Origin of the sequence: Halomonas sp. H10-59 (genome assembly GCF_040070555.1) — a bacterium.
Taxonomy (GTDB): domain Bacteria; phylum Pseudomonadota; class Gammaproteobacteria; order Pseudomonadales; family Halomonadaceae; genus Halomonas; species Halomonas litopenaei.
The window spans coordinates 1934278-1952726 of record NZ_CP098828.1 but is presented as its reverse complement, the minus strand read 5'-3'; the positions used below and the strand labels follow the sequence as shown (position 1 = coordinate 1952726).

Sequence of the window (18449 nt, the reverse complement as noted above, 5' to 3'; positions counted from 1 at the left end):
CGCTGTCGTAGCGCGCTCGGACCATGCTCTGACAGGCCTCCGCCTCCTTCAAGCCAACCCCACAGGACATCCGATGGCATCCGATACCCCCACCTTCGCCGACCACCTCTACTCCCCGGGACCGGACAACCCCTTCCCTGGTATCTGGGTGCTGAAGCGCCGTATCGGCAAGGAGATCCCCCACCGTCTGGGCTCCAACGAAGGCCTGGACATGCCCCATCGCGCCCTGCGCGAGCACTTCGGTGACGCCATGGTCGAGCACGTCTACTGCTACGGTGACTCCGAGGCCTTGGGCGTGCGCGAACGTCTCGTCCGGCTGCACGGCTTCGACCTGGACACCCTGCTGGTGGACGCCGGCTGCGACAGCCTGCTGGCGCTGGTGCTGCGGGCCACCGCCCCCGCCGGTACCAGCGTGGTCAGCTCCGCCGGCACCTACCCCACCTTCGGCTACTTCGCCAAGGGCCAGGGCTGCCGCCTGATCGAGGTCGACTACGAGGAGACCGCCGACCACCTGGCGCCGGACATCGACGCCCTGATCGACGCCGCCCACCGCCACCACGCTCGGCTCGTCTACCTGGCCAACCCGGACAACCCCACCGGCTTCGTCCACGACGAGGCTACGGTCGCGCGGTTGCGTGACGCCTTGCCTGATGACTGCTGGCTGCTGCTGGACGAGGCCTACCACGACTTCCGCGACGACGCCGCCAAGCCCAGTTTTACCCGCGCCCTGCCGGGGGTAATTCGCTGTCGCACCCTGTCCAAGGCCCACGGTCTGGCCGGGCTGCGCGTCGGCTACGCCATCGCCGAACCCGACACCCTGGCAATGCTGATGAAGGTGCGCATCCACTACGCGGTGTCGACCCTGAGCCTGGCCGCCGCCGAGGTGGTGCTGGACCACCAGGACGAGACCGATGCCCATATCCAGGCGGTGCTGGAGCGCCGGGCGCGCCTCGCCGAGCACTTCAAGGCGCTGGGCGCCGACGTGCTGGAGAGCGGTACCAACTTTATCGGCATTCGCCTGGCCGACGCGGAACTGGCCAAGCGGGTCAACGCCGACCTGCTGGACGAAGGCAAGCTGATCGCACGCCCGGCCCACCCTGCCCTCGGCCATGTGCTGCGCATCACCGCCGTGGCCGACGCCCTCGAGCCCGGGCGACTTGCCCGCCTGGAGCAGGCGGTGCGTGAGGGGGTCTGAGGCCAAGGCTGAGGCGATGGAAAGTCAGTTTCCAGGCAAGGTTTCGATGGCAGGCGAGACCTCGATGCCAGACAGGATATTAACGGCAGGCGAGCTCTCAATAGCAGAGAATGTCTCAATAAAAAGTACCGCCAGGCGACCGAGGTCGCCTGGCGGTAATGCTGGATTGATGTAAGCGCCGTAGGCCCTATCGCATGCCAGCATAACAAGCGGCTGGCCCGGGCCCTCGACCCGGACCTCGCCACGGACCCTCAAGGTCGGTAAGACGCCACCGACGCTATCTTGCCAGGTGCACGCCGGCCTTCAGCTGGCGCTCTCCAGTATCGCTTCGTTCAACACCGCCTGGGGGAAGTGGCGGCGCAACATGCGATTCTGGAACTCGTCCACGAAGCAGGCGTTGATGATGATGATAAAGCGCTCGAAAGGGGCGCTTGGCTCGCACTGGGTGATCGCATCGACGCTATGGAACAGGCGATCGTCACGCAGGTGCAGCACCTCCCCCGGCGCCAGCGTCACCCGGCCGACTTCCTGCTGGCCGGCCTTGTCCCGATACAGGGTGTTCACCGCTCCGCTCACGTTGTCGCGATTGAGCACAACGATGCTCAGGTACTTGCAGCCGTCGGCGTGGATGCCCTGCCCCTGCAACGGATCCACGGTGCCGTCACCACGTACACCGGTAATCTGCATCAGAATGGGCGCGCGGCGCTCGAGCCCCCAAAGCTCCGCCCAGGCCTTGACGAACGCCTTGACGTCCTCGCGCTCGGTAAACTCGGGCAACAGCGGCTCGTAGTAGCGCAGCCGATCCGCCATGCTGGCAGCGTCATTGAAGCGCCCGCCCTGGGCCATGGGACACTCGCCCAGGGTTTCAACCTCTCCCTCGTCGTTCAGGTGCAGCCAGGACATGCGCTTCCAGCGGCGATTGACGTAGGGGTCCCGCGGCAGGTCACCAATGAATGACTGCCAGGCGGACAGATCAATATGCGCCAGGCGCGTCTTGCTCCAGGACTGAGAAGCGACCTCCTCAAGGACAGACAAATCCCAGTACCCGGATTCAGGAATCCGGAGCCCGACGTTGATCGTCTCGATGGCGGCAAGATGCCGACCTTGTGCGACTTTCTGCGCTATTTTCATGTCATTAACCTCGGTTTTGTGCACAAACATGTGCACTTCATGGATGTTGCATATGCAACACCGAGGATCATGTGGAGCGCCCACACAGCGGTCAAATACCGCGAACGAAGAAACTTCGTTGACCAACTTGTTGCCAAAAGAGAGTATCTACGACGTTTATTCCGATAATGGAAAAACTCATTCCGTCGTTTGGTACTCGCTGCTAGCGACAATTTGTACGACACTGCCGATATATGCGGATTCGTTACTTTTGTTCGGGCACTCCCTCTGGCACACCTCGCTGCCCCTGCTCAGGAAATGACGCCATTGCACATCGGTGACAGATTCCACACACCACGCTCGACCGCTGCCGATGCCGGCAGCGGCGGCGAGAACGCCCTCCCGCTGCCGTCCCTGACGCTCAGCGACTGGCGCTTTCGTGAACTGCTGATGAGCCTTTCACGCGTCGCGGTGCAGGGGTACGACAGGGACAGGCGCGTCATCTACTGGAATGGGGCCAGTCAGGCGCTGTATGGCTACAGCGAGCAGGAAGCCCTGGGCAAGCGTCTGGAACAGTTGTTGATACCGGAGGCCATGGTCGACGCGGTGATCGATGCTCACCAGGCGTGGGTCCACCGCGGCGTGGAGATCCCCGCCGAAGAGCTCGAGCTCAAGCACCGTTCCGGCGCCAGCGTACCGGTGTTCTCCCACCACGTGATGCTGGGCCGGGAGACGGACAATCCGCTGATGTTCTGTATCGACATCGACCTGGCTGGTGAGCGCAAGGCGCGTCGCGATCTGGACTACATGACGCGCTTCGACCGCCTGACCGGCCTGCCCAACCGCCACGCCTTCGAAATCGAGCTCAAGCGGACCCTGGCAGAATGTCGGCGCCACAACGACAGCCTGTTGATCCTGTTTGTCGACCTCGACCACTTCAACGAGATCAACGACACCCATGGCTACGACTGCGGCGACAAGGTCATCCGCCAGGCGGCCAATCGCCTGCGGGCCTTCCAGCGCAGCGATGACCTGCTCTGCCGCTTCGGTACCGATGAGTTCGTGCTGGCCCTGCCCCAGGTGGACATGGCCACCGACGCCATACAGGTGGCAGAGCGCCTGCTGGAAAGCCTCTCCCGCCCGATGCGGGTGGACGGCCGCGAACTGAGAATCCACGCCTCGATCGGCATCAGCACCTTTCCCGACAATGGCAGCGAGGTGCAGGAACTGGTGGGCAGCGCCGACGCCGCCAAGACCCGGGCCAAGCTTACCGGCCGCAACACCTACCAGTTCTTCAGCCCCGAAGCCCACGCGGCAATAGTGCGCCAGCACACCATCGCCGAACGCCTGCAGCGCCTGCTCGATCAGGACGGCGGCGGCGAACTTGGCCTGGTCTACCAACCCCAGGTGGCTGCCGCCAGCGGGCATATCGACTCCCTCGAGGCGCTGCTACGCTGGACGACCCGAGACGGTGAAGCCATCTCCCCCGCGGAGTTCATCCCGGTGGCCGAGCGCAGCGAACTGATCAAACGCCTGGAGACCTGGGTGCTGCACAAGGTGTGCGAGCAGCAGCGCCAATGGCGCACTGAGGGCAGCCGCCAAGTGCGCGTGGACGTCAACGTCTCCGGGCGTCACGCGGTGATGCCCGGCATGTTCGAGGCCTTCGCCTCCTGCGTTGCGTCATACGGCCTGGGGCCTCGCGAGATCGGCATCGAGCTCACCGAGAACGTGCTGATCGAGGCCGGCCAGGACGTGCTGGACAGCCTGCGCAGACTCTATGACCAGGGTTACAAGATCGCCATCGACGACTTCGGTACCGGCTTCTCATCCATGAGTTACCTCAAGGTGCTGCCGATCACCGCGCTCAAGATCGACCGCACCTTCGTCGCCGAGTGCACCCAGGACCCCAGGGACAGGGCGATCATGGAAGCCAGCATCTTCCTTGGCCACCGCCTCGGTCTCGAGGTCGTCGCCGAAGGCGTGGAAACCGACGAGCAGCAGGCGCTACTGCAGGAAATGCGCTGCGACCTGCTCCAGGGCTTCTACTACCACCGCCCCATGGATGCCGAACTGGCGGCGAGGTTGTTGCGTGCCGACAGCTCGGCCCTTTCGCCAACAGGTAAAATGAGTCACTAGGCGCGCCCTCGTCAGGATGACCCACTTCTCGCCAACCATTGCGCGCCAGCCCTTTCATAGCCTCTCTTGCACGCAGGCGCTTGCGCGTTACAGCGGCTTCTGTATCCTCTGCAAGGCACCTCGCAATGAATCGTGCCATCGACTTTCTACATAACATTGAACATTCCGCCACCGACTCCTCGGACACGGCGAAGCGCGAGCAAGGACCCCCCTGCAATGGCAAACACCCCCACCCAACCTCCGGAGCACTACTATCCAAGGCCACCGGCGGATGACGAGATATCGCTGGTTGATATCACCCTGATTCTGGTCAGGCGCTGGAAGATGATGGCAGGGGTGTTTGTGGTCATCGTGCTGCTGGCGCTCGCCTTTGCACTGATCAAGGCCGACAGTTACCGCTACGTGTCGGTCTACCACGTGGCCGAACGCCAACCCAGCGAAGAAGCCGGTGTCGGATTGCTGGAAACCCCGGAGAGTGTGGTCGCCAAGATCGATAACTACTACTTCGACATGGTGACAAGCCAGTTGCTGGAGGAAAACTCCCTCGACAGGCTCGGCTTCGAGACCACCGCCAAGGCGCCGGAAAACGTGGCTTTCATGACCCTCTCCTCGGAGGCTGGAGAGGATCGCGCCGAACTGGTCACCGAGTATCACCAAAAGCTTCTGGACACGGTAAAGGCCGACCAGGATGAGCTTGTCGCCAAGCGTCGCGAGACACTGGAGCAGCAGCTCGCCAGCGCCAACGAGAGCCTCGAGGCCGCCAAGCAGTCAACTTCGGAGAGTGCCGCCGAACTGGTGGCTACCTACACCGGGAATGTGGTCGACATCGAGGAGCAGCTTGCCTACCTCGCCGAAGGCAATATTCAGCGAGTGGCAGCCCAGGGTCGCGAGCCTGTCGGTACCAGCAAGGCCCTGATCATGGCTCTCGCCATCGTGCTGGGCGGCATGCTGGCGGTAATGGCCGCCTTCCTGGCCGAATTTGCCGGCACGGTGCGCAAGGCGTCAGTCCGCAAGGACTAAGGACCTTTCGCTCCCGCCAGGCGGACATCAGCGCCAATAGCAAAACGCCCCGAAGGCCAAGGCCTTCGGGGCGTTTTTCTTTCGGGCTATTTTCTTCGAGCGATCAGACCATGCGGCTCACGCGCTGTCTGTTAAAACGCCTTCCAGATAGCCCCTTCTCCTTCAGCGTTCTTTACGTAACGCCCTCAAGCGAATCACCGCGGCCCACGGCAAAGTACATCAGCTCGGCCTGGCGCACGCTTTCCGGGTCGTAGAGGTTGCGGCCATCCACCACCACCGGCATCGACAGCTGGTCCTTGAGCCAGGGGAAGTCCAGCGAGCGGAACTCCTTCCACTCGGTGCAGATCACCAGGGCGTCGGCGCCCTTGACAGCCTGGATGCGATCCCCCGCCAGCATCAGATCATCACGCTCGCCGTAGATGCGACGGGTCTCGCCCATGGCTTCAGGGTCATAGGCCTGGACCCTGGCGCCAGCCTCCCACAGGGCCTCCATCAGGGTACGGCTGGGCGCGTCACGCATATCATCGGTATTGGGCTTGAACGACAGCCCCCAGATCGCAATGGTACGGCCCTTGAGGTCGCCATCGAAGGCGTTGGCCAGCTTGGTAAACAGAGTCTGCTTCTGGCGCTGGTTTACCGCTTCCACCGCCCCCAGCAGTTCGGCCTCGTAGTCCACCTCTCGGGCGGTACGCGCCAGCGCCTGGACGTCCTTGGGAAAGCAAGAGCCGCCGTAGCCACAGCCCGGATAGATAAAGTGGTAGCCGATCCGCGGGTCACTGCCGATGCCGCGACGAACCTGCTCCACGTCAGCGCCGAGGCGCTCGGCCAGATTGGCGATCTCGTTCATGAAGCTGATCTTGGTGGCCAGCATGGCGTTGGCGGCGTACTTGGTCAGCTCCGCAGCCCGCACGTCCATGAACATCAGCTTTTCCTGCAGACGGATATAGGGCGCATAGCACTCCCGCATCAGCTGCTTGACCTTGTCGGAGTCGGTACCGACCACGATGCGCGCACCGTGGGCAAAGTCCTCGATGGCAGCGCCTTCCTTGAGAAACTCAGGATTCGAGCAGACGTCGACGTTCAGGCTGACGCCGCGCTGCTCGAGCTGGGACTCCACCATCGCCTTGACCCGATCGGCGGTGCCCACCGGAACGGTGGACTTGTCGACCACCACCTTGTCGTCCTGCATATGCTCACCGATGGCCTTGGCCACCGCCAGCACGTACTGAAGGTCCGCGCTGCCGTCCTCATCCGGCGGTGTGCCCACGGCGATAAACTGCAGCACACCATGGTTGACCGCTTTGGCGGCATCGGTGGTGAACTTGAGCCGCCCCGCCGACACGTTGGCCTTGACCATGGGCTCAAGCCCCGGCTCGAAGATCGGGATCTCCCCGCCTTCGAGGCGTGCAATCTTGTTCTCATCCACGTCCATGCAGATGACATCGTGACCGACGTCCGCCAGACAAGCACCTGTGACCAGGCCCACATAGCCGGTGCCAAAAATGGTGATCTTCATCCCTTGTCACTCACTGAACATTTTGATCGGCCAAGGATAGCAATCCCGCCCTGCAAATGGCACAGCCGTTTCCTTGCCTGGGGCAAATGGGATAGCAAGAAGGCCCCGCAGGCACAACCTATCGCACTTTGTCCCCACTTGGCTTACACCGCGTAGAAGTGGCGGTACCAGTCGACAAAGCGCTTCACGCCTTCTTCCACCGGCATCTGTGGGCGATACCCGGTTGCCTGATACAGCGCCTCGGTGTCCGCCCAGGTACGCGGCACATCACCCGGCTGCATGTCCTTGTAGTGGCAGATCGCCTCTCGCCCCACCGCTTTTTCGATGGCGCGAACGAAGTCCATGAGCGACACCGGGCTACCACAGCCGATGTTGTAGAGCGCGTAGGGGGCAGAGGCCGTATCGGTGGTGACCTCGGTGCTACCCCGTGGTGTAGGCACCACATCCAGCACGCGCACGACGCCCTCGACGATGTCGTCGATGTAGGTGAAGTCCCGGGACATGTCACCATGGTTGTAGACGTCCATGGGCCGGCCTTCCAGCACAGCTCGGGTAAACTTGAACAGCGCCATGTCAGGACGCCCCCAGGGCCCATAGACGGTAAAGAACCTGAGCCCGGTGGTGGGTAGGTCATACAGGTGGGAGTAGGTATGGGCCATCAGTTCGTTGGCCTTCTTGGTGGCCGCATAGAGGCTGATGGGGTGGTCGACGTCATCGTCGGTGGCAAAGGGTACCTTGTCATTGGCGCCGTAGACCGAGCTGGACGAAGCGTAGACCAGGTGCTCCACCCGACCGTGACGGCAGCCCTCCAGCACATTGAGGTGTCCCACTAGGTTGGCGTCAACGTAGGCGTGGGGATTGTCGATGGAATATCGCACACCAGGCTGTGCGGCAAGATGGATGACTCGATCGAAGCGCTCCTGCTCGAACAACGCTGCGACCTCCGCCCGATCGGCCAGGTCGATCTTCAGGAAGCGCACATCCTCACAGCCCGCCAGGTCATCAAGGCGTGCCTGCTTGAGAGCGACGTCGTAGTAGTCATTCAGATTGTCGATACCGACAATTCGATGGCCGGCCCCGCTGAGCCGCTTTGCCACGGCATGACCAATAAAGCCTGCCATACCGGTAATCAGGAGTTTCATCGCAGAGTCCTTGCCAAGTGCGCGCCCATTGTAACGCGACATCCGGCAAAACGCTGCGCGCCACATCGCGAATGCCCGAGCACAACGCGGCCCTTTGCGTGTTGGCTTTTCGGCTATGGTAGGATTCGCGACGATCCAACGTCGCCAGCCCAGCAGGAGCCGCCGTGAACCATCAGCGAATCGCCTTTGTCATCGAAGACCTCTACGGAGGCGGCGCCCAGAAGTCGCTGTTGTACACGGCGGACCAGTTGCGCCAGCGTGGTCACGCCGTCAAGGTCTTCACCCTGCGCGACAAGGTGGAGCACCGCCTTCCTGATGGCCTCGATATCGAGAACCTGGCGGTGGTCACGCGCCTGACCAAGGCGACCTCCACGGTATTGACCGAAAAGTGGCAGGCCCGCAAGGTTCAGAAGGCCCTTGAGGCCTGGCGGCCAGAGGTGGTGATCTCCTGCTCCTGCGACAAGATCACCCGGCACCTGGACTGGCCCAACCTCTACTTCTGGATCAAGTCCGACGTCAGCGCCAAGTTCAGCGACCCGGCCACCCGGGACAAGGCCTTCGCCAAGGTGCGCCGCTTCTACGGCGGGCGCAAGGTGATCGCGGTGTCCGAGGGCGTCAAGGAAAACCTCGAGCAGGTGGTAGGACTTGAAGCCGAGACGATCATCCCGATCTACAACCCCTACGAGCGGGAGCCCTTTGTCGCGATGGCAGACGAGCCCCTGAGCCTGCCACCAGGGGTCGAAAAAGGCCGCTACCTGTTGTCGGTTGCCGCTATCGAGCCGCGCAAACGCCAGGACCGCCTGCTGCGGGCCTATCGCCAGGCCCGGGACGAACATGGCCTCGATATCCCCCTGGTGCTGCTTGGCAAGGGCAAGCCGGAAAATGAACAACGACTAAGGGACATGATCGGCGAGCTGGGGCTCGATGATCACATCCACTGGCTTGGCTATACCGCCAACCCCTACCCCTACATACTAAACGCCCTTGCCATGGTACTGACCTCGGACGCCGAAGGCCTGCCACGGGTGCTGATCGAGGCGCTGCTGCTGCACACACCAGTGATCAGTGTCGACTGCCCCAGTGGCCCGAAGGAGATCCTGACCCAGGAACTCGAAGACTTTCTGGTGGCACGCGACGACGAGGCAGGGCTTGCCAGCGCCCTGGCGCGCATGGCCGAGGCGCCCGTCACCATCGAACCGCGCCACTATCAGCAGTTTCTCACACAAAACGTGCTGCCGAAGTTCGAAGCCCTGCAGTCAGGTTCAGCCTGAACCATGCAGCTTCTGGATATTCCCTTCAACGACCGGCGCCGGCGCTACCTGATGTTCCACACCCGGGACCTGCCGGAGCGTCTTGCGCTGTCTCAGACCACGACCACCGCCGCCTTCGAGGCGGTGGGCTCCAGCCGCTTTTTTGTCTCCCATGACGGCAGGATTCTGGCCAAGGTGGTGCCGGACAAGTTCTCGAAGACGCTCGAGCCCTTCAAGTGGTTGACGCGCGACTATCTCGAAAAACGCTTGCTGGGCCAGTCGGATGCGCGCAAGGAATATCTCAGCATGCGCATCCTCGAGCGGGCGGGACTGCGCACGCCGCGTTTCCACGGCTGGGGTTTGAGCCTCAATCCGCTTAACAGAAACGCATCACTTCTGTTGATGGAGCGGGTCAGCGGTGCAACAACGGCCGGCGATGTGTTTGATCAACTCCCCCGCCCTCAGCAGAAAAGCTTTCTCGACAAGTTCAGCAAAGAGGTGGCGCAACTGGCCTGGACAGGCTTTGTCCACCGGGACCTTCACTTCAACAACCTGCTGATCGATGAGCAGGGTGACTTCACCTGGGTCGACGCCCACGTCAGGCCCCTGCCACGCCAGACGGCCAAGCGATGGCGCCTGCTGGAAGACTCGCTGACACCCAACAAGCTTCGTGGCCACGACAACCTCAAGGAAGTCTCCGCCCGCCTCCACCACTACCTGGATCAGTTCGACGGGGATCTCAGCCAGGACAGCAGGTAGCGTTTCAGCCAACGCGAACTCGGCGAGAGCTCCCCCTGACGGACGCTGCGTCGCAGCGCCTTGCGGAACTGCGAATACTGGCCGGTACGGTACAGGGCACTGAGGTAGGTGGACACGCCTCGGCTGACCAGGTCCTTGAGCAGGTCAGGCTCCACACGCTCCTGCACCTCGGGGTTGGTGCGCACGGCATCGATAAACCGATACCCCTGTCGGGCGATACGTTCATGGTGATTGCGGGCACGCACGTCACCGAGGTCGTGCATCTTCGAACAGGCCTGGCCGCAGTATCTGGCGTTGACACGACACAGCGCCCGAATAAAGAACTCCACGTCCTGCTTCTGTCGCAGGTCTTCGCGGAACCCGGCCAAGGCTATAAACCGCTCCCTCGAGATCATGAATGCGTTGGTGTGAAGCCAGCCGCGATCTTTCAGATAGTCCTGAAGCGAGATATCTTCGCCCTTCTCGACGGTGCCGGGCAACAGCACCTCGGACTTGCCCGCAACGATGTTGCCACCAAAGGCGATGCCATCAAATTCAGGGTCGTCGACAAACACCGAGACCCGGCTCTCGATGGAGCCCGGCAGAAGCTCGTCGTCGGAATCAAGAAAACAGACCCACCGGCCCCGCGCAGCACGCGCCCCCACATTGCGGGCAGCGCCCTGACCGGCATTCTGCTCAAGCTCGATAACGCGCAGCGCTTCCCGCTCACCGGCCAGGCCCCGCAGCATCTCGCCAGAGCCATCGGTCGAAGCATCGTCGACCACGATACACTCGAGATTCGGGTAATCCTGGCTCAGCACGGAGTCCAGGGCACGTACGACCGCATCGCGCCGGTTGTACGAAGGAATAACGACACTGACACCGTATTGCTCCACAGCCTTGCCACCACCTGAAGAAAAATTCGCGGCGGAGTATAACAAGATGTGCCGCGTCAGGGGGCCAAATGCGGCTGTGCACTATTCGTCATCATGAAGCGCCAGGTAACGCTCGACGACGTTCTCCAGCCGATAGTGTTCGCACTGGGTGTCATCAATCTGCGGCGTGTCCTTCACCAGGCGAGCTATACAGGCCGCAAATGCCTCGATGCTGTCGAGGGGCACGAGCCAAGGCGCCAAGTCGTCTGTCAGTATCTCTGCAGGGCCGGTGGGACAATCGACGCTGATCACAGGGGTCTGGCAGGCCAAAGCTTCCAGCAGAACAAGTGGAAATCCCTCATAGTCGGAACTCAGGAGCAGCGCTCGCGCCCGATCGATATACGGATAGGGATTGTCCCGGGGCCCCAGGGTCAGGACTCGCCCCTCCAACTGGCGCTGTTTTATCATCGACCTGACCTCATCGAGCCCCGTACCTCCCCCCACCATGACCAATGGCAAGGCGGTGCCACTGGCCAGGTAGGCGTCGAGCAGCCGGTCCAGCCGCTTCTGGCGAATATCCATTCGCCCGACATAGACGAGGTAGTCGTCAGGCACGTCATCGACGGCACAACTCGCCAAGCGACGAATATTGTCGATGGCGACCAGATTATGGATGGCCACGCCACTAGACGGCGTCACCCCGAAGTGCAGACACAATCGATCCAGCATCGCCTGAGATACGGTGACCAGCTTGCGGCCCTGGTACAAGGCACGCACCTTGCGCTTCTTCAATAACCGCGAGAAGCCATGTTTGTTGCCGAGAAAGCCAATCACCGGGTCGGCATGCAGGCAATACCAGGCGACGTCCATAAGCCCTGAGCGCGATACTACCTGATGGGCATGGTGCAGGTGCGCGTACACCAGATCAAAGGCGTGCTCTTGCTCCTTCAACCAGCGATCCAGCATCTTCGCGTGGACCCGATAGCGCATCCATTTGCTGAGGTTCCCTTTGACCACATAGGGCATCGTCACCAGGTGCACCTCAGCAGGCAGACGGTGACGTTGTCGGTCACTCAGGATCAGCAGGGTGACCTCTGCACCAGCGCTGACCATGCCAGCGATCAGATCCCTGACCACTACAGGCGCTCCGCCTGAGTCCAGATGATCCACGATAAAAAGAACGCGCAATACGCTGCGAGAAGACATGCAGGAAGCATCCGACCAAGAAAGGAGCTCCCTATCATCAGCGGCTTCTCACGTTCACCAGAACAGATACTTGGCCCTACCACGCATGACTGATGTGCTTAAACACGAAACAAGCGTTCTAGCGCAGCTTTTTACAGCATTTGACGGAAGTCGAAGCCGTGGGCCACGCCTGCCAAGTTAGAAATCTCAACTAGCCTCCATACCCCTCAGGATTGGCCGACTGCCAACGCCAGCTATCGCGCATCATGTCTTCCAGCGTTTTCTCTGCGCTCCAGCCAAGCTCCAATCTTGCCTTCGAGGCGTCTGCCCAGAAGGCAGGCAGATCGCCTTCACGGCGTGAAGCGATGCGATACGGTACCCGCTGCCCCGTCACCTGCTCGAAGGAACGGACCATTTCGAGAACCGTCGTGCCTCTGCCGGTGCCCAGGTTATAGGTTGCTACACCCGACGATGTTATTTCCTTCATCGCCTCCAGCGCTTTGACGTGCCCCACGGCCAGATCTACCACGTGCAGATAGTCGCGCTCGCAGGTGCCGTCCCGAGTCGGGTAGTTGTCCCCGAAGATGGACAGCTCCGGCAGACGCCCCACCGCCACCTGAGAGATAAACGGCAGCAAGTTGTTGGGGATTCCCTGGGGGTCCTCGCCGATGCGCCCGGAGGGATGCGCGCCGATGGGATTAAAGTAGCGAAGCAAGGACGCGGACCAGCGATCGTCTACCCGGGCCAGAACCTCGATCATCTGCTCCACCACGGCCTTGGTCGCGCCATAGGGGTTGGAAGGTCCACCTCGCCCCATGGCTTCGACGTAAGGCACCGGTGCATCCTCCCCGTAGACCGTGGCAGAGGAACTGAACACGATCGATCGGACCCCGGCCTCCTCCATGGCTTCAAGCAAGCGCTGTGTGCCGGTGACGTTATTGTCATAGTAGGAAAGCGGCTGCCGATAGCTTTCGCCGACGGCCTTCAGGCCCGCAAAATGGATCACCGCTTCCACCGAGTGCTTGGCAAAGGCACTGTCCAGACAGGCGCGATCACGAATATCACCGCGCACCACCGGCACCTTCTGCCCGACCAGTTCTTCGACCCTGGTGATCGCCCTGGGTGAGCTGTTGCAGAAGTTATCGTAGACAACGACCTCATGCCCGGCGGCGATCAGCTCGACCAGGGTGTGGGTCCCGATATAGCCGGCTCCACCGCTGACCAATACCTTCATTCTATTCGTCCTTACGACATTGTCTGGCAGTTACCATATCCACTGCCAAAATTAAAAAAAGTCTTAAATGCTATCTTCAGCGCGCAACGAAGGCCTGTGCCGCCCGCTCCGGCCTGAAGTCGTCAAGCCATTGCTCTCGCACTTCAGGCTTGGGCCCTTCGAGCGCAGCGGTGATTCCGTCGGCGAGGGCTTCCTCGCTACGCTCGACCAGGCTGGTCTCGAGCTCACCCTTAAGAATCTCACGCACGCCCCCCGGGCAGTCCACTGACAACACCGGCGTTCCACAGGCCAGCGCTTCGAACAGCACAATACCCATGCCTTCAAAGCGTGAGCTGAGCACAAACAGCCGAGCGTGGCGCATCCAGGGGTACGGATTATGTTGATTGCCGGCGAAGATGACCCTGTCGGCGATGCCAAGCTCATTCGCCAAGGCCACCAGGCTATCTCGTTCCTGACCATCCCCCACCAGCACCAACGGCAAGCTAGTACCGGATCGCGCGTAGGCGCGCAGCAGCAGGTCGTGCCCCTTGGCCGGCACCAGACGCGCCACGTTCAAAAGGTATGGCTGGGACGGTATGGCGCCATTGGCTTCCAGCATCGCCTGGCGGATCGAGCCCAGCGGGCAAGGGTTGGGAATCACCGTGAGCGAGCATGCGCGAAACTTCCAGAGCGTCTGCGCTTTACGCAAGCTGTCGGCCACCCCCTGAGACACTGCCACGAGATCCCGGCGATGGTAGAGGCAGCGAGCAAACAAGGCCTTGCGACGACTGGCACCATTGAAGTGGAAGATATTTTCAAGCACATAGCGGGCACGTTTGTCGCGAAAGCTCCAGACCAACTCGAAGGTGCCGATGCCCCGAAACACGATGCGGTCTACTCTTCCGTGCTCTTGCTCGAAGCGCTTCAACCAGTGTCGAAACACGACACCGCCCATTACGCCAAGACCAAGAAACAACGCCCTGCCCATCAGCGGGTTGAGTAACAGGCGGGCCAACACCTCGAGGCCATAGCCGACCAGCGTCAATCGATTACGCTGCTGCAGCGGCAGGTGATGCACCTTGACCCCGGAATGCTCTGGCCTCAGGGGGCGCTTCACCCTGCGAAAATACACCAGATGGCTTTCATAGCCCGTCTCATGAAAGGCATCGGCCAGGTTGACCGCCACCCGCTCCATCCCGCCCATCTTGAGGGATCTCACCACCACCAGCGTTCTCATGATAGACGCCCTTGTATCCTGCGATCGCAAAAGTGAACAATGAGACCACACAATGCTATGCAGGTTCGAGCCGACCTCTCGCGAAACATCAACGGCGATGCTTCCTCTCCTTCTCTACCCTTCACTCCATGGGCGCCCGCGCCCAATTGAGCCGACTATGCCGGACCATAAAGTGCACCATTCCAGCCATATACGCCGACCAATCACCTGCTAAACTAACGAAAAATTAAAGAAAAAGCTGGGACCGGGAGCATGAAGGACAAAAAGCGCGTTTTGCTCGTGCTAAGAAGAATGGGCATGGGTGGGATAGAGCAGGCCACAAGAACCCTGGCAAGGGCACTGCAGAACGCCGGCCACGAGGCCCATCTGCTTGTCCTCAAGGGGGCGGTGCCGCCGGTGGATAAAAAAACCTGCTGGCTCCACCAATACGATGTTGACCGTGAGAGTCGCCAGGGCCTAGGTCGCCTCATCCATCTTGTCGATAAGACGCTGTTGTCTCCTCTTATCAAGCAGTCAGGGTTCGTCTGGCGCGGCAGGCGCTGCTCAACGGCCTTCAAGCACTATGTGGCAACACTGGAAGCTCAACATGGGCATTTCGACCTTATCCTGATTCGAGGCCAGGGCGCCTTCGAAAACCTCTGGGCGTTCGATGACGAACGCACCTGGCGCGTCGTCGAAGCCGTGACAGGGCGCTTTACCAACACAACGAAAGGTCGCTGGCTAACGAGAACCTTGTACCAAGGCAAGCAACTACTTCACGTCTCCAGAGGCGTGCAGCAGGAGGTCGGCGATTATCTGGATCGCCAAGGCGTCGAGGTCACCAGAAGCGAGGTTCTTTACAACACGGTACCGATCGAAGACATACGCCGCAAGGCAACAGAATCGGCAGAACCGGCCACCTCCTGCCCCTACCTGGTACATGTTGCACGACTCGTTCCAGTGAAGAACCAGCAACGGCTGCTCAAGGCCTACCACATGGCGGTGAACCAAGGCCTGAACCACGACCTGGTCATCGTTGGCGATGGCTCCGAACGTCGCCATCTGGAAGAGATGACGCTGGGTCTTGGTCTTGCCGCCCGGGTCCACTTTCTGGGGCAACGGGACAACCCCTACCCTTGGATGAAAGACGCAACCGCCCTGGTGCTCAGCTCCGACTTCGAGGGACTAGGTATCGTCTTGGTCGAAGCCCTGGCCCTCGGCACCCAGTGCGTCGCTTGCAAGGTACCAGGCGGCATCAGCGAGGTGTTGACGGGCCCACAGGCTAGATTGCTGGCCGAGCCCAGCGATGCTGGCCTTGCCGAAAAGCTTTTGGAAGCCGTTAAAGACCCTGTCATCATCGACGAGAAGATGATCAAAGCATTTGAACCGCAAAGCGTTATCGCGCAACTTATGGCACTGACAGAAGCCCCTTCGGAACGCATCTATGCCCATCCAGCGTGACCACCACTTGCCGCTTGCCCCCGACTGGGAATGCAAGGCCAACGTCGACCACAATGGCATCATTCAGTTGGCTGACCCAGCCATTGCCGCACTGAGCACGGGCGATGTTCGACCCAACACCTGGATGCTGGAGATACGCTACCGGGCAACGTCTCGCTGGAAGTTGCCTGCAGTCACAATCATCGACCGAAGCAACAGTCAACCTACGGAACTCTTTACCCAGTACTTCGAGCCCAACGAGACCGGCAAGCGATTAATCAACCTCACTGGCATCGAGTCACTCGACCAACTCCAGCTAACGCTGAAACATCTGACGCTAGAACGCGATGCCACCCTTCTGGGTTTTCGCAATCCGGACCTGGCGAGCGGACCGATCCTTATCATCGCGCCCCACCCTGATGACGCTGAGCTCGCTGCCTTTGGTGTCTACAGCCAGCACCCCAAAAACACCTGGATCATCACTATCACCGCGGGCGAGCGCCTAAAGCGCCTCGACAAGCAATATTGGCCAGGGCTCGATGATTCACTCGAAGAGGCTTCACAACGCAAAGGCTTTATTCGTGCCTGGAATAGCGCCACCACCCCGCTCCTCGCCGGTGTGCCGGCAGAGCAACTCATCATGCTAGGCTACTTCAACGACACCCTTGCAGCGCTGCATGAAAAGCCAGACACCGTCGTGCCCTCACACTCGGCACCGACGCTCACGCCCGACGCCTATCGCCAATGGAACAACCTGTCTCTCCCAACCGACGGGCAAGCGCAAAATACAGGGGAAAATCTTCAGCGCGACCTCGCATCGCTTCTGAACAATATCAAACCGACAACCATCATCACGCCCCACCCGGACATCGACCCTCACCCCGACCATATCGCCAGCACCCGACACCTGCAGTCCGCCATCGCACACTGCGGACACTCTCCCAAACACCTCCTGCTCTACGCCAACCATTTGAAGAGCACCCGCGGCTTCCCTAGGGGGCCCGCTCACGCCGGTGCGGGCGTATGGCCAGCCCAAGCCAGCACACCATCATCTAACGACGACAAAATCACCAGCTTTCCTCTGAGCATAGAAACCCAGAAACAAAAAGCCCTGGCACTGCACTCCATGCACGATCTTGGAGGAAAGCCAGGGCTTGAACGACAACTCAAAAGAAAGGCAAAGCAACTATTTAGTGGAGCACCAAAAATAAAATGGAAAACTTACAGCGGACATGACTTCTTTCAAACTCATGTCAAATCACATGAAGTGTTTATTGCACTGAAATTTAAACCGACCCGCTGTAATGACCCCTTGGTTTCTGCCTTGGATTCATAGAATAACTGCAGCACTTTGGACCACGAGGTAGAAACGAGAGGATCAGCGCCGGACCTCTTCTCGGCTCACCGACCAAAGTGAAGCAGAGCATGGGATACCCATAGCTAACCCAGACCTAACGATACCAAATATATGCCCGTCATTACCCGAGCATGAGCCGACGTCTGATCACCAGCGAGCTTGGTAGTAAGCGGCTGGCCATCACCCGTTGCAAGCGATGTAAGCGCTCCAGCAACCCACCTTCAGTGCCAGCAATAGGGTTACTCAGATCGGCAGGGTCTCTTTCCACCGCCAAGGTAGCAACACCTCGATGTCTGTCTCGGGGTCGAGTGTCGGCAAAGTGGCAAAGTGGCAAAGTGGCAAAGACAAATTGCAGGTAGTCGTAGGGAGAGAGGCCGTTGACCTTAGCGGTCTCTATCAGGCTGTAGATGGCTGCGCTGGCATGGGCACCGCGTGGCGTCTGGCTAAACAACCAGTTCTTGCGTCCAACAACAAAGGCACGAATCGCATTTTCTGCCAGATTGTTGTCCAAGGGAAGGTAGTCATCCTCCAGAAAGCGCACCAGCAGAGGCCACTGGATGGCCAGATAGTGTACTGCCCTGCCCAAGGTGCTATTCGGCAATACCTGGGCGACAGATGTGTCGAGCCAGTCACGGAACTGGCGAATGAGGGGAGCACTTTTGACTTTGCGTATTGCATTGCGCTGCTCGGGCGTCTGCTCTCCGGCTTGTTTTTCGATGGCGTAGAGTTTGGGAATCTGATTCAGAGCCCAGTCGGCCTTGCCAGTCTTACCCTTGGGCTGAACGTTTTGAGCAGCGACAAACTTGCGCCGAGCATGCGCCCAGCAACTACCATGGATGATGCCATTGTCCCTGACAACTTTGGCGTAGGCCTGCCAGCCGTCAGTCACCAATCGCCCCCATAAGTCTCCCAGCAGACGCGTAGGTACGTGGCCGGCACGGCTGGGATCGTAGTCAAACAGGACTACCTGTTGCCCTGGCGGGCCTCCCCCACTGCCAAGCTAGTTGGAGCCTCAGCAGCTGTTAGACTCTGAACCATGTGGGGCGTGATGAGGTT

Annotated in this window: 14 protein-coding genes and 1 pseudogene; 7 read left to right on the top strand and 8 right to left on the bottom strand. The window is 60.5% G+C overall.

Features of this window, described 5'->3' with window-relative positions; all coding sequences use genetic code 11:
- Positions 1–73: 73 nt before the first annotated feature.
- Positions 74–1195 carry an aminotransferase class I/II-fold pyridoxal phosphate-dependent enzyme gene (locus NFG57_RS08695; protein ID WP_348815951.1) on the top strand — a complete coding sequence of 374 codons (1122 nt, stop codon included), beginning with the start codon at positions 74–76 and terminating at the stop codon, positions 1193–1195.
- 303 nt (positions 1196–1498) lie between these two features.
- Here NFG57_RS08695 and NFG57_RS08690 read toward each other — a convergent pair whose 3' ends face one another.
- Positions 1499–2230, bottom strand: coding sequence for a 2OG-Fe dioxygenase family protein (locus NFG57_RS08690; RefSeq protein ID WP_239452555.1), 732 nt, complete (start codon positions 2228–2230; stop codon positions 1499–1501).
- Positions 2231–2632: 402 nt separating this feature from the next.
- Between NFG57_RS08690 and NFG57_RS08685 the strand changes: the two genes are divergently transcribed.
- Positions 2633–4441 carry an EAL domain-containing protein gene (locus NFG57_RS08685; RefSeq protein WP_348815949.1) on the top strand — a complete coding sequence of 603 codons (1809 nt, stop codon included), beginning with the start codon at positions 2633–2635 and terminating at the stop codon, positions 4439–4441.
- A 216-nt stretch (positions 4442–4657) separates the two neighbouring features.
- Positions 4658–5461, top strand: coding sequence for a lipopolysaccharide biosynthesis protein (locus NFG57_RS08680; RefSeq protein WP_348815948.1), 804 nt, complete (start codon positions 4658–4660; stop codon positions 5459–5461).
- A gap of 172 nt (positions 5462–5633) precedes the next feature.
- Here the strand turns inward: NFG57_RS08680 and NFG57_RS08675 are convergent, their stop codons facing one another.
- Both NFG57_RS08675 and NFG57_RS08670 read right to left on the bottom strand, forming a co-directional pair.
- Entirely contained in the window at positions 5634–6977 is a 1344-nt protein-coding gene (locus tag NFG57_RS08675; protein ID WP_348815947.1) for a UDP-glucose/GDP-mannose dehydrogenase family protein, read from the bottom strand.
- 143 nt (positions 6978–7120) lie between these two features.
- Positions 7121–8119, bottom strand: a complete 999-nt coding sequence (locus tag NFG57_RS08670; protein WP_348815946.1) for an NAD-dependent epimerase — start codon at positions 8117–8119, stop codon at positions 7121–7123.
- A 164-nt stretch (positions 8120–8283) separates the two neighbouring features.
- On the opposite strand from NFG57_RS08670, the gene NFG57_RS08665 reads away from it, so the two are divergent.
- Together NFG57_RS08665 and NFG57_RS08660 are read left to right on the top strand one after the other, a co-directional pair.
- Positions 8284–9390: a glycosyltransferase gene (locus NFG57_RS08665; RefSeq protein WP_348815945.1), complete on the top strand. Its 1107-nt coding sequence runs from the start codon at positions 8284–8286 to the stop codon at positions 9388–9390.
- A gap of 3 nt (positions 9391–9393) precedes the next feature.
- A complete protein-coding gene (locus tag NFG57_RS08660) occupies positions 9394–10128 on the top strand; it encodes a lipopolysaccharide kinase InaA family protein (protein WP_348815943.1) in 735 nt (244 codons plus the stop codon).
- On the opposite strand, the gene NFG57_RS08655 is transcribed toward NFG57_RS08660, so the two are convergent.
- The 4 genes from NFG57_RS08655 to NFG57_RS08640 form a co-directional block, all read right to left on the bottom strand.
- Positions 10092–11003, bottom strand: a complete 912-nt coding sequence (locus NFG57_RS08655) for a glycosyltransferase family 2 protein (protein WP_348815942.1) — start codon at positions 11001–11003, stop codon at positions 10092–10094. The genes NFG57_RS08660 and NFG57_RS08655 overlap by 37 nt on opposite strands.
- A gap of 81 nt (positions 11004–11084) precedes the next feature.
- Positions 11085–12188 carry a glycosyltransferase gene (locus NFG57_RS08650; RefSeq protein WP_348815941.1) on the bottom strand — a complete coding sequence of 368 codons (1104 nt, stop codon included), beginning with the start codon at positions 12186–12188 and terminating at the stop codon, positions 11085–11087.
- Between the two features lie 190 nt (positions 12189–12378).
- Complete coding sequence (galE, locus tag NFG57_RS08645; RefSeq protein WP_348815940.1) at positions 12379–13401, bottom strand: UDP-glucose 4-epimerase GalE; 1023 nt, start codon at positions 13399–13401, stop codon at positions 12379–12381.
- A 76-nt stretch (positions 13402–13477) separates the two neighbouring features.
- A complete protein-coding gene (locus tag NFG57_RS08640) occupies positions 13478–14617 on the bottom strand; it encodes a glycosyltransferase (RefSeq protein WP_348815939.1) in 1140 nt (379 codons plus the stop codon).
- 252 nt (positions 14618–14869) lie between these two features.
- Here NFG57_RS08640 and NFG57_RS08635 point away from each other — a divergent pair, with 252 nt between their 5' ends.
- Together NFG57_RS08635 and NFG57_RS08630 are read left to right on the top strand one after the other, a co-directional pair.
- On the top strand, positions 14870–16057 hold the full coding sequence (locus NFG57_RS08635; protein WP_348815938.1) for a glycosyltransferase: 1188 nt from the start codon (positions 14870–14872) through the stop codon (positions 16055–16057).
- On the top strand, positions 16041–17372 hold the full coding sequence (locus NFG57_RS08630; protein WP_348815937.1) for a PIG-L family deacetylase: 1332 nt from the start codon (positions 16041–16043) through the stop codon (positions 17370–17372). The genes NFG57_RS08635 and NFG57_RS08630 overlap by 17 nt, the downstream gene beginning before the upstream one ends.
- Positions 17373–17736: 364 nt before the next feature.
- On the opposite strand, the pseudogene NFG57_RS08625 reads toward NFG57_RS08630, so the two are convergent.
- Positions 17737–18381 (bottom strand): annotated as a pseudogene (locus tag NFG57_RS08625) (IS66 family transposase); the annotation flags it as partial.
- Positions 18382–18449 lie beyond the last annotated feature (68 nt).

Excerpts from the sequence above, each read along its gene's own strand:
- NFG57_RS08670 (WP_348815946.1), bottom strand. The coding sequence starts at position 8,119 with ATGAAACTCCTGATTACCGGTATGGCAGGCTTTATTGGTCATGCCGTG.
- NFG57_RS08635 (WP_348815938.1), top strand. The coding sequence starts at position 14,870 with ATGAAGGACAAAAAGCGCGTTTTGCTCGTGCTAAGAAGAATGGGCATG.
- NFG57_RS08640 (WP_348815939.1), bottom strand. The coding sequence starts at position 14,617 with ATGAGAACGCTGGTGGTGGTGAGATCCCTCAAGATGGGCGGGATGGAG.
- NFG57_RS08660 (WP_348815943.1), top strand. The coding sequence starts at position 9,394 with ATGCAGCTTCTGGATATTCCCTTCAACGACCGGCGCCGGCGCTACCTG.
- galE (WP_348815940.1), bottom strand. The coding sequence starts at position 13,401 with ATGAAGGTATTGGTCAGCGGTGGAGCCGGCTATATCGGGACCCACACC.
- NFG57_RS08630 (WP_348815937.1), top strand. The coding sequence starts at position 16,041 with ATGCCCATCCAGCGTGACCACCACTTGCCGCTTGCCCCCGACTGGGAA.
- NFG57_RS08680 (WP_348815948.1), top strand. The coding sequence starts at position 4,658 with ATGGCAAACACCCCCACCCAACCTCCGGAGCACTACTATCCAAGGCCA.
- NFG57_RS08695 (WP_348815951.1), top strand. The coding sequence starts at position 74 with ATGGCATCCGATACCCCCACCTTCGCCGACCACCTCTACTCCCCGGGA.
- NFG57_RS08650 (WP_348815941.1), bottom strand. The coding sequence starts at position 12,188 with ATGTCTTCTCGCAGCGTATTGCGCGTTCTTTTTATCGTGGATCATCTG.
- NFG57_RS08675 (WP_348815947.1), bottom strand. The coding sequence starts at position 6,977 with ATGAAGATCACCATTTTTGGCACCGGCTATGTGGGCCTGGTCACAGGT.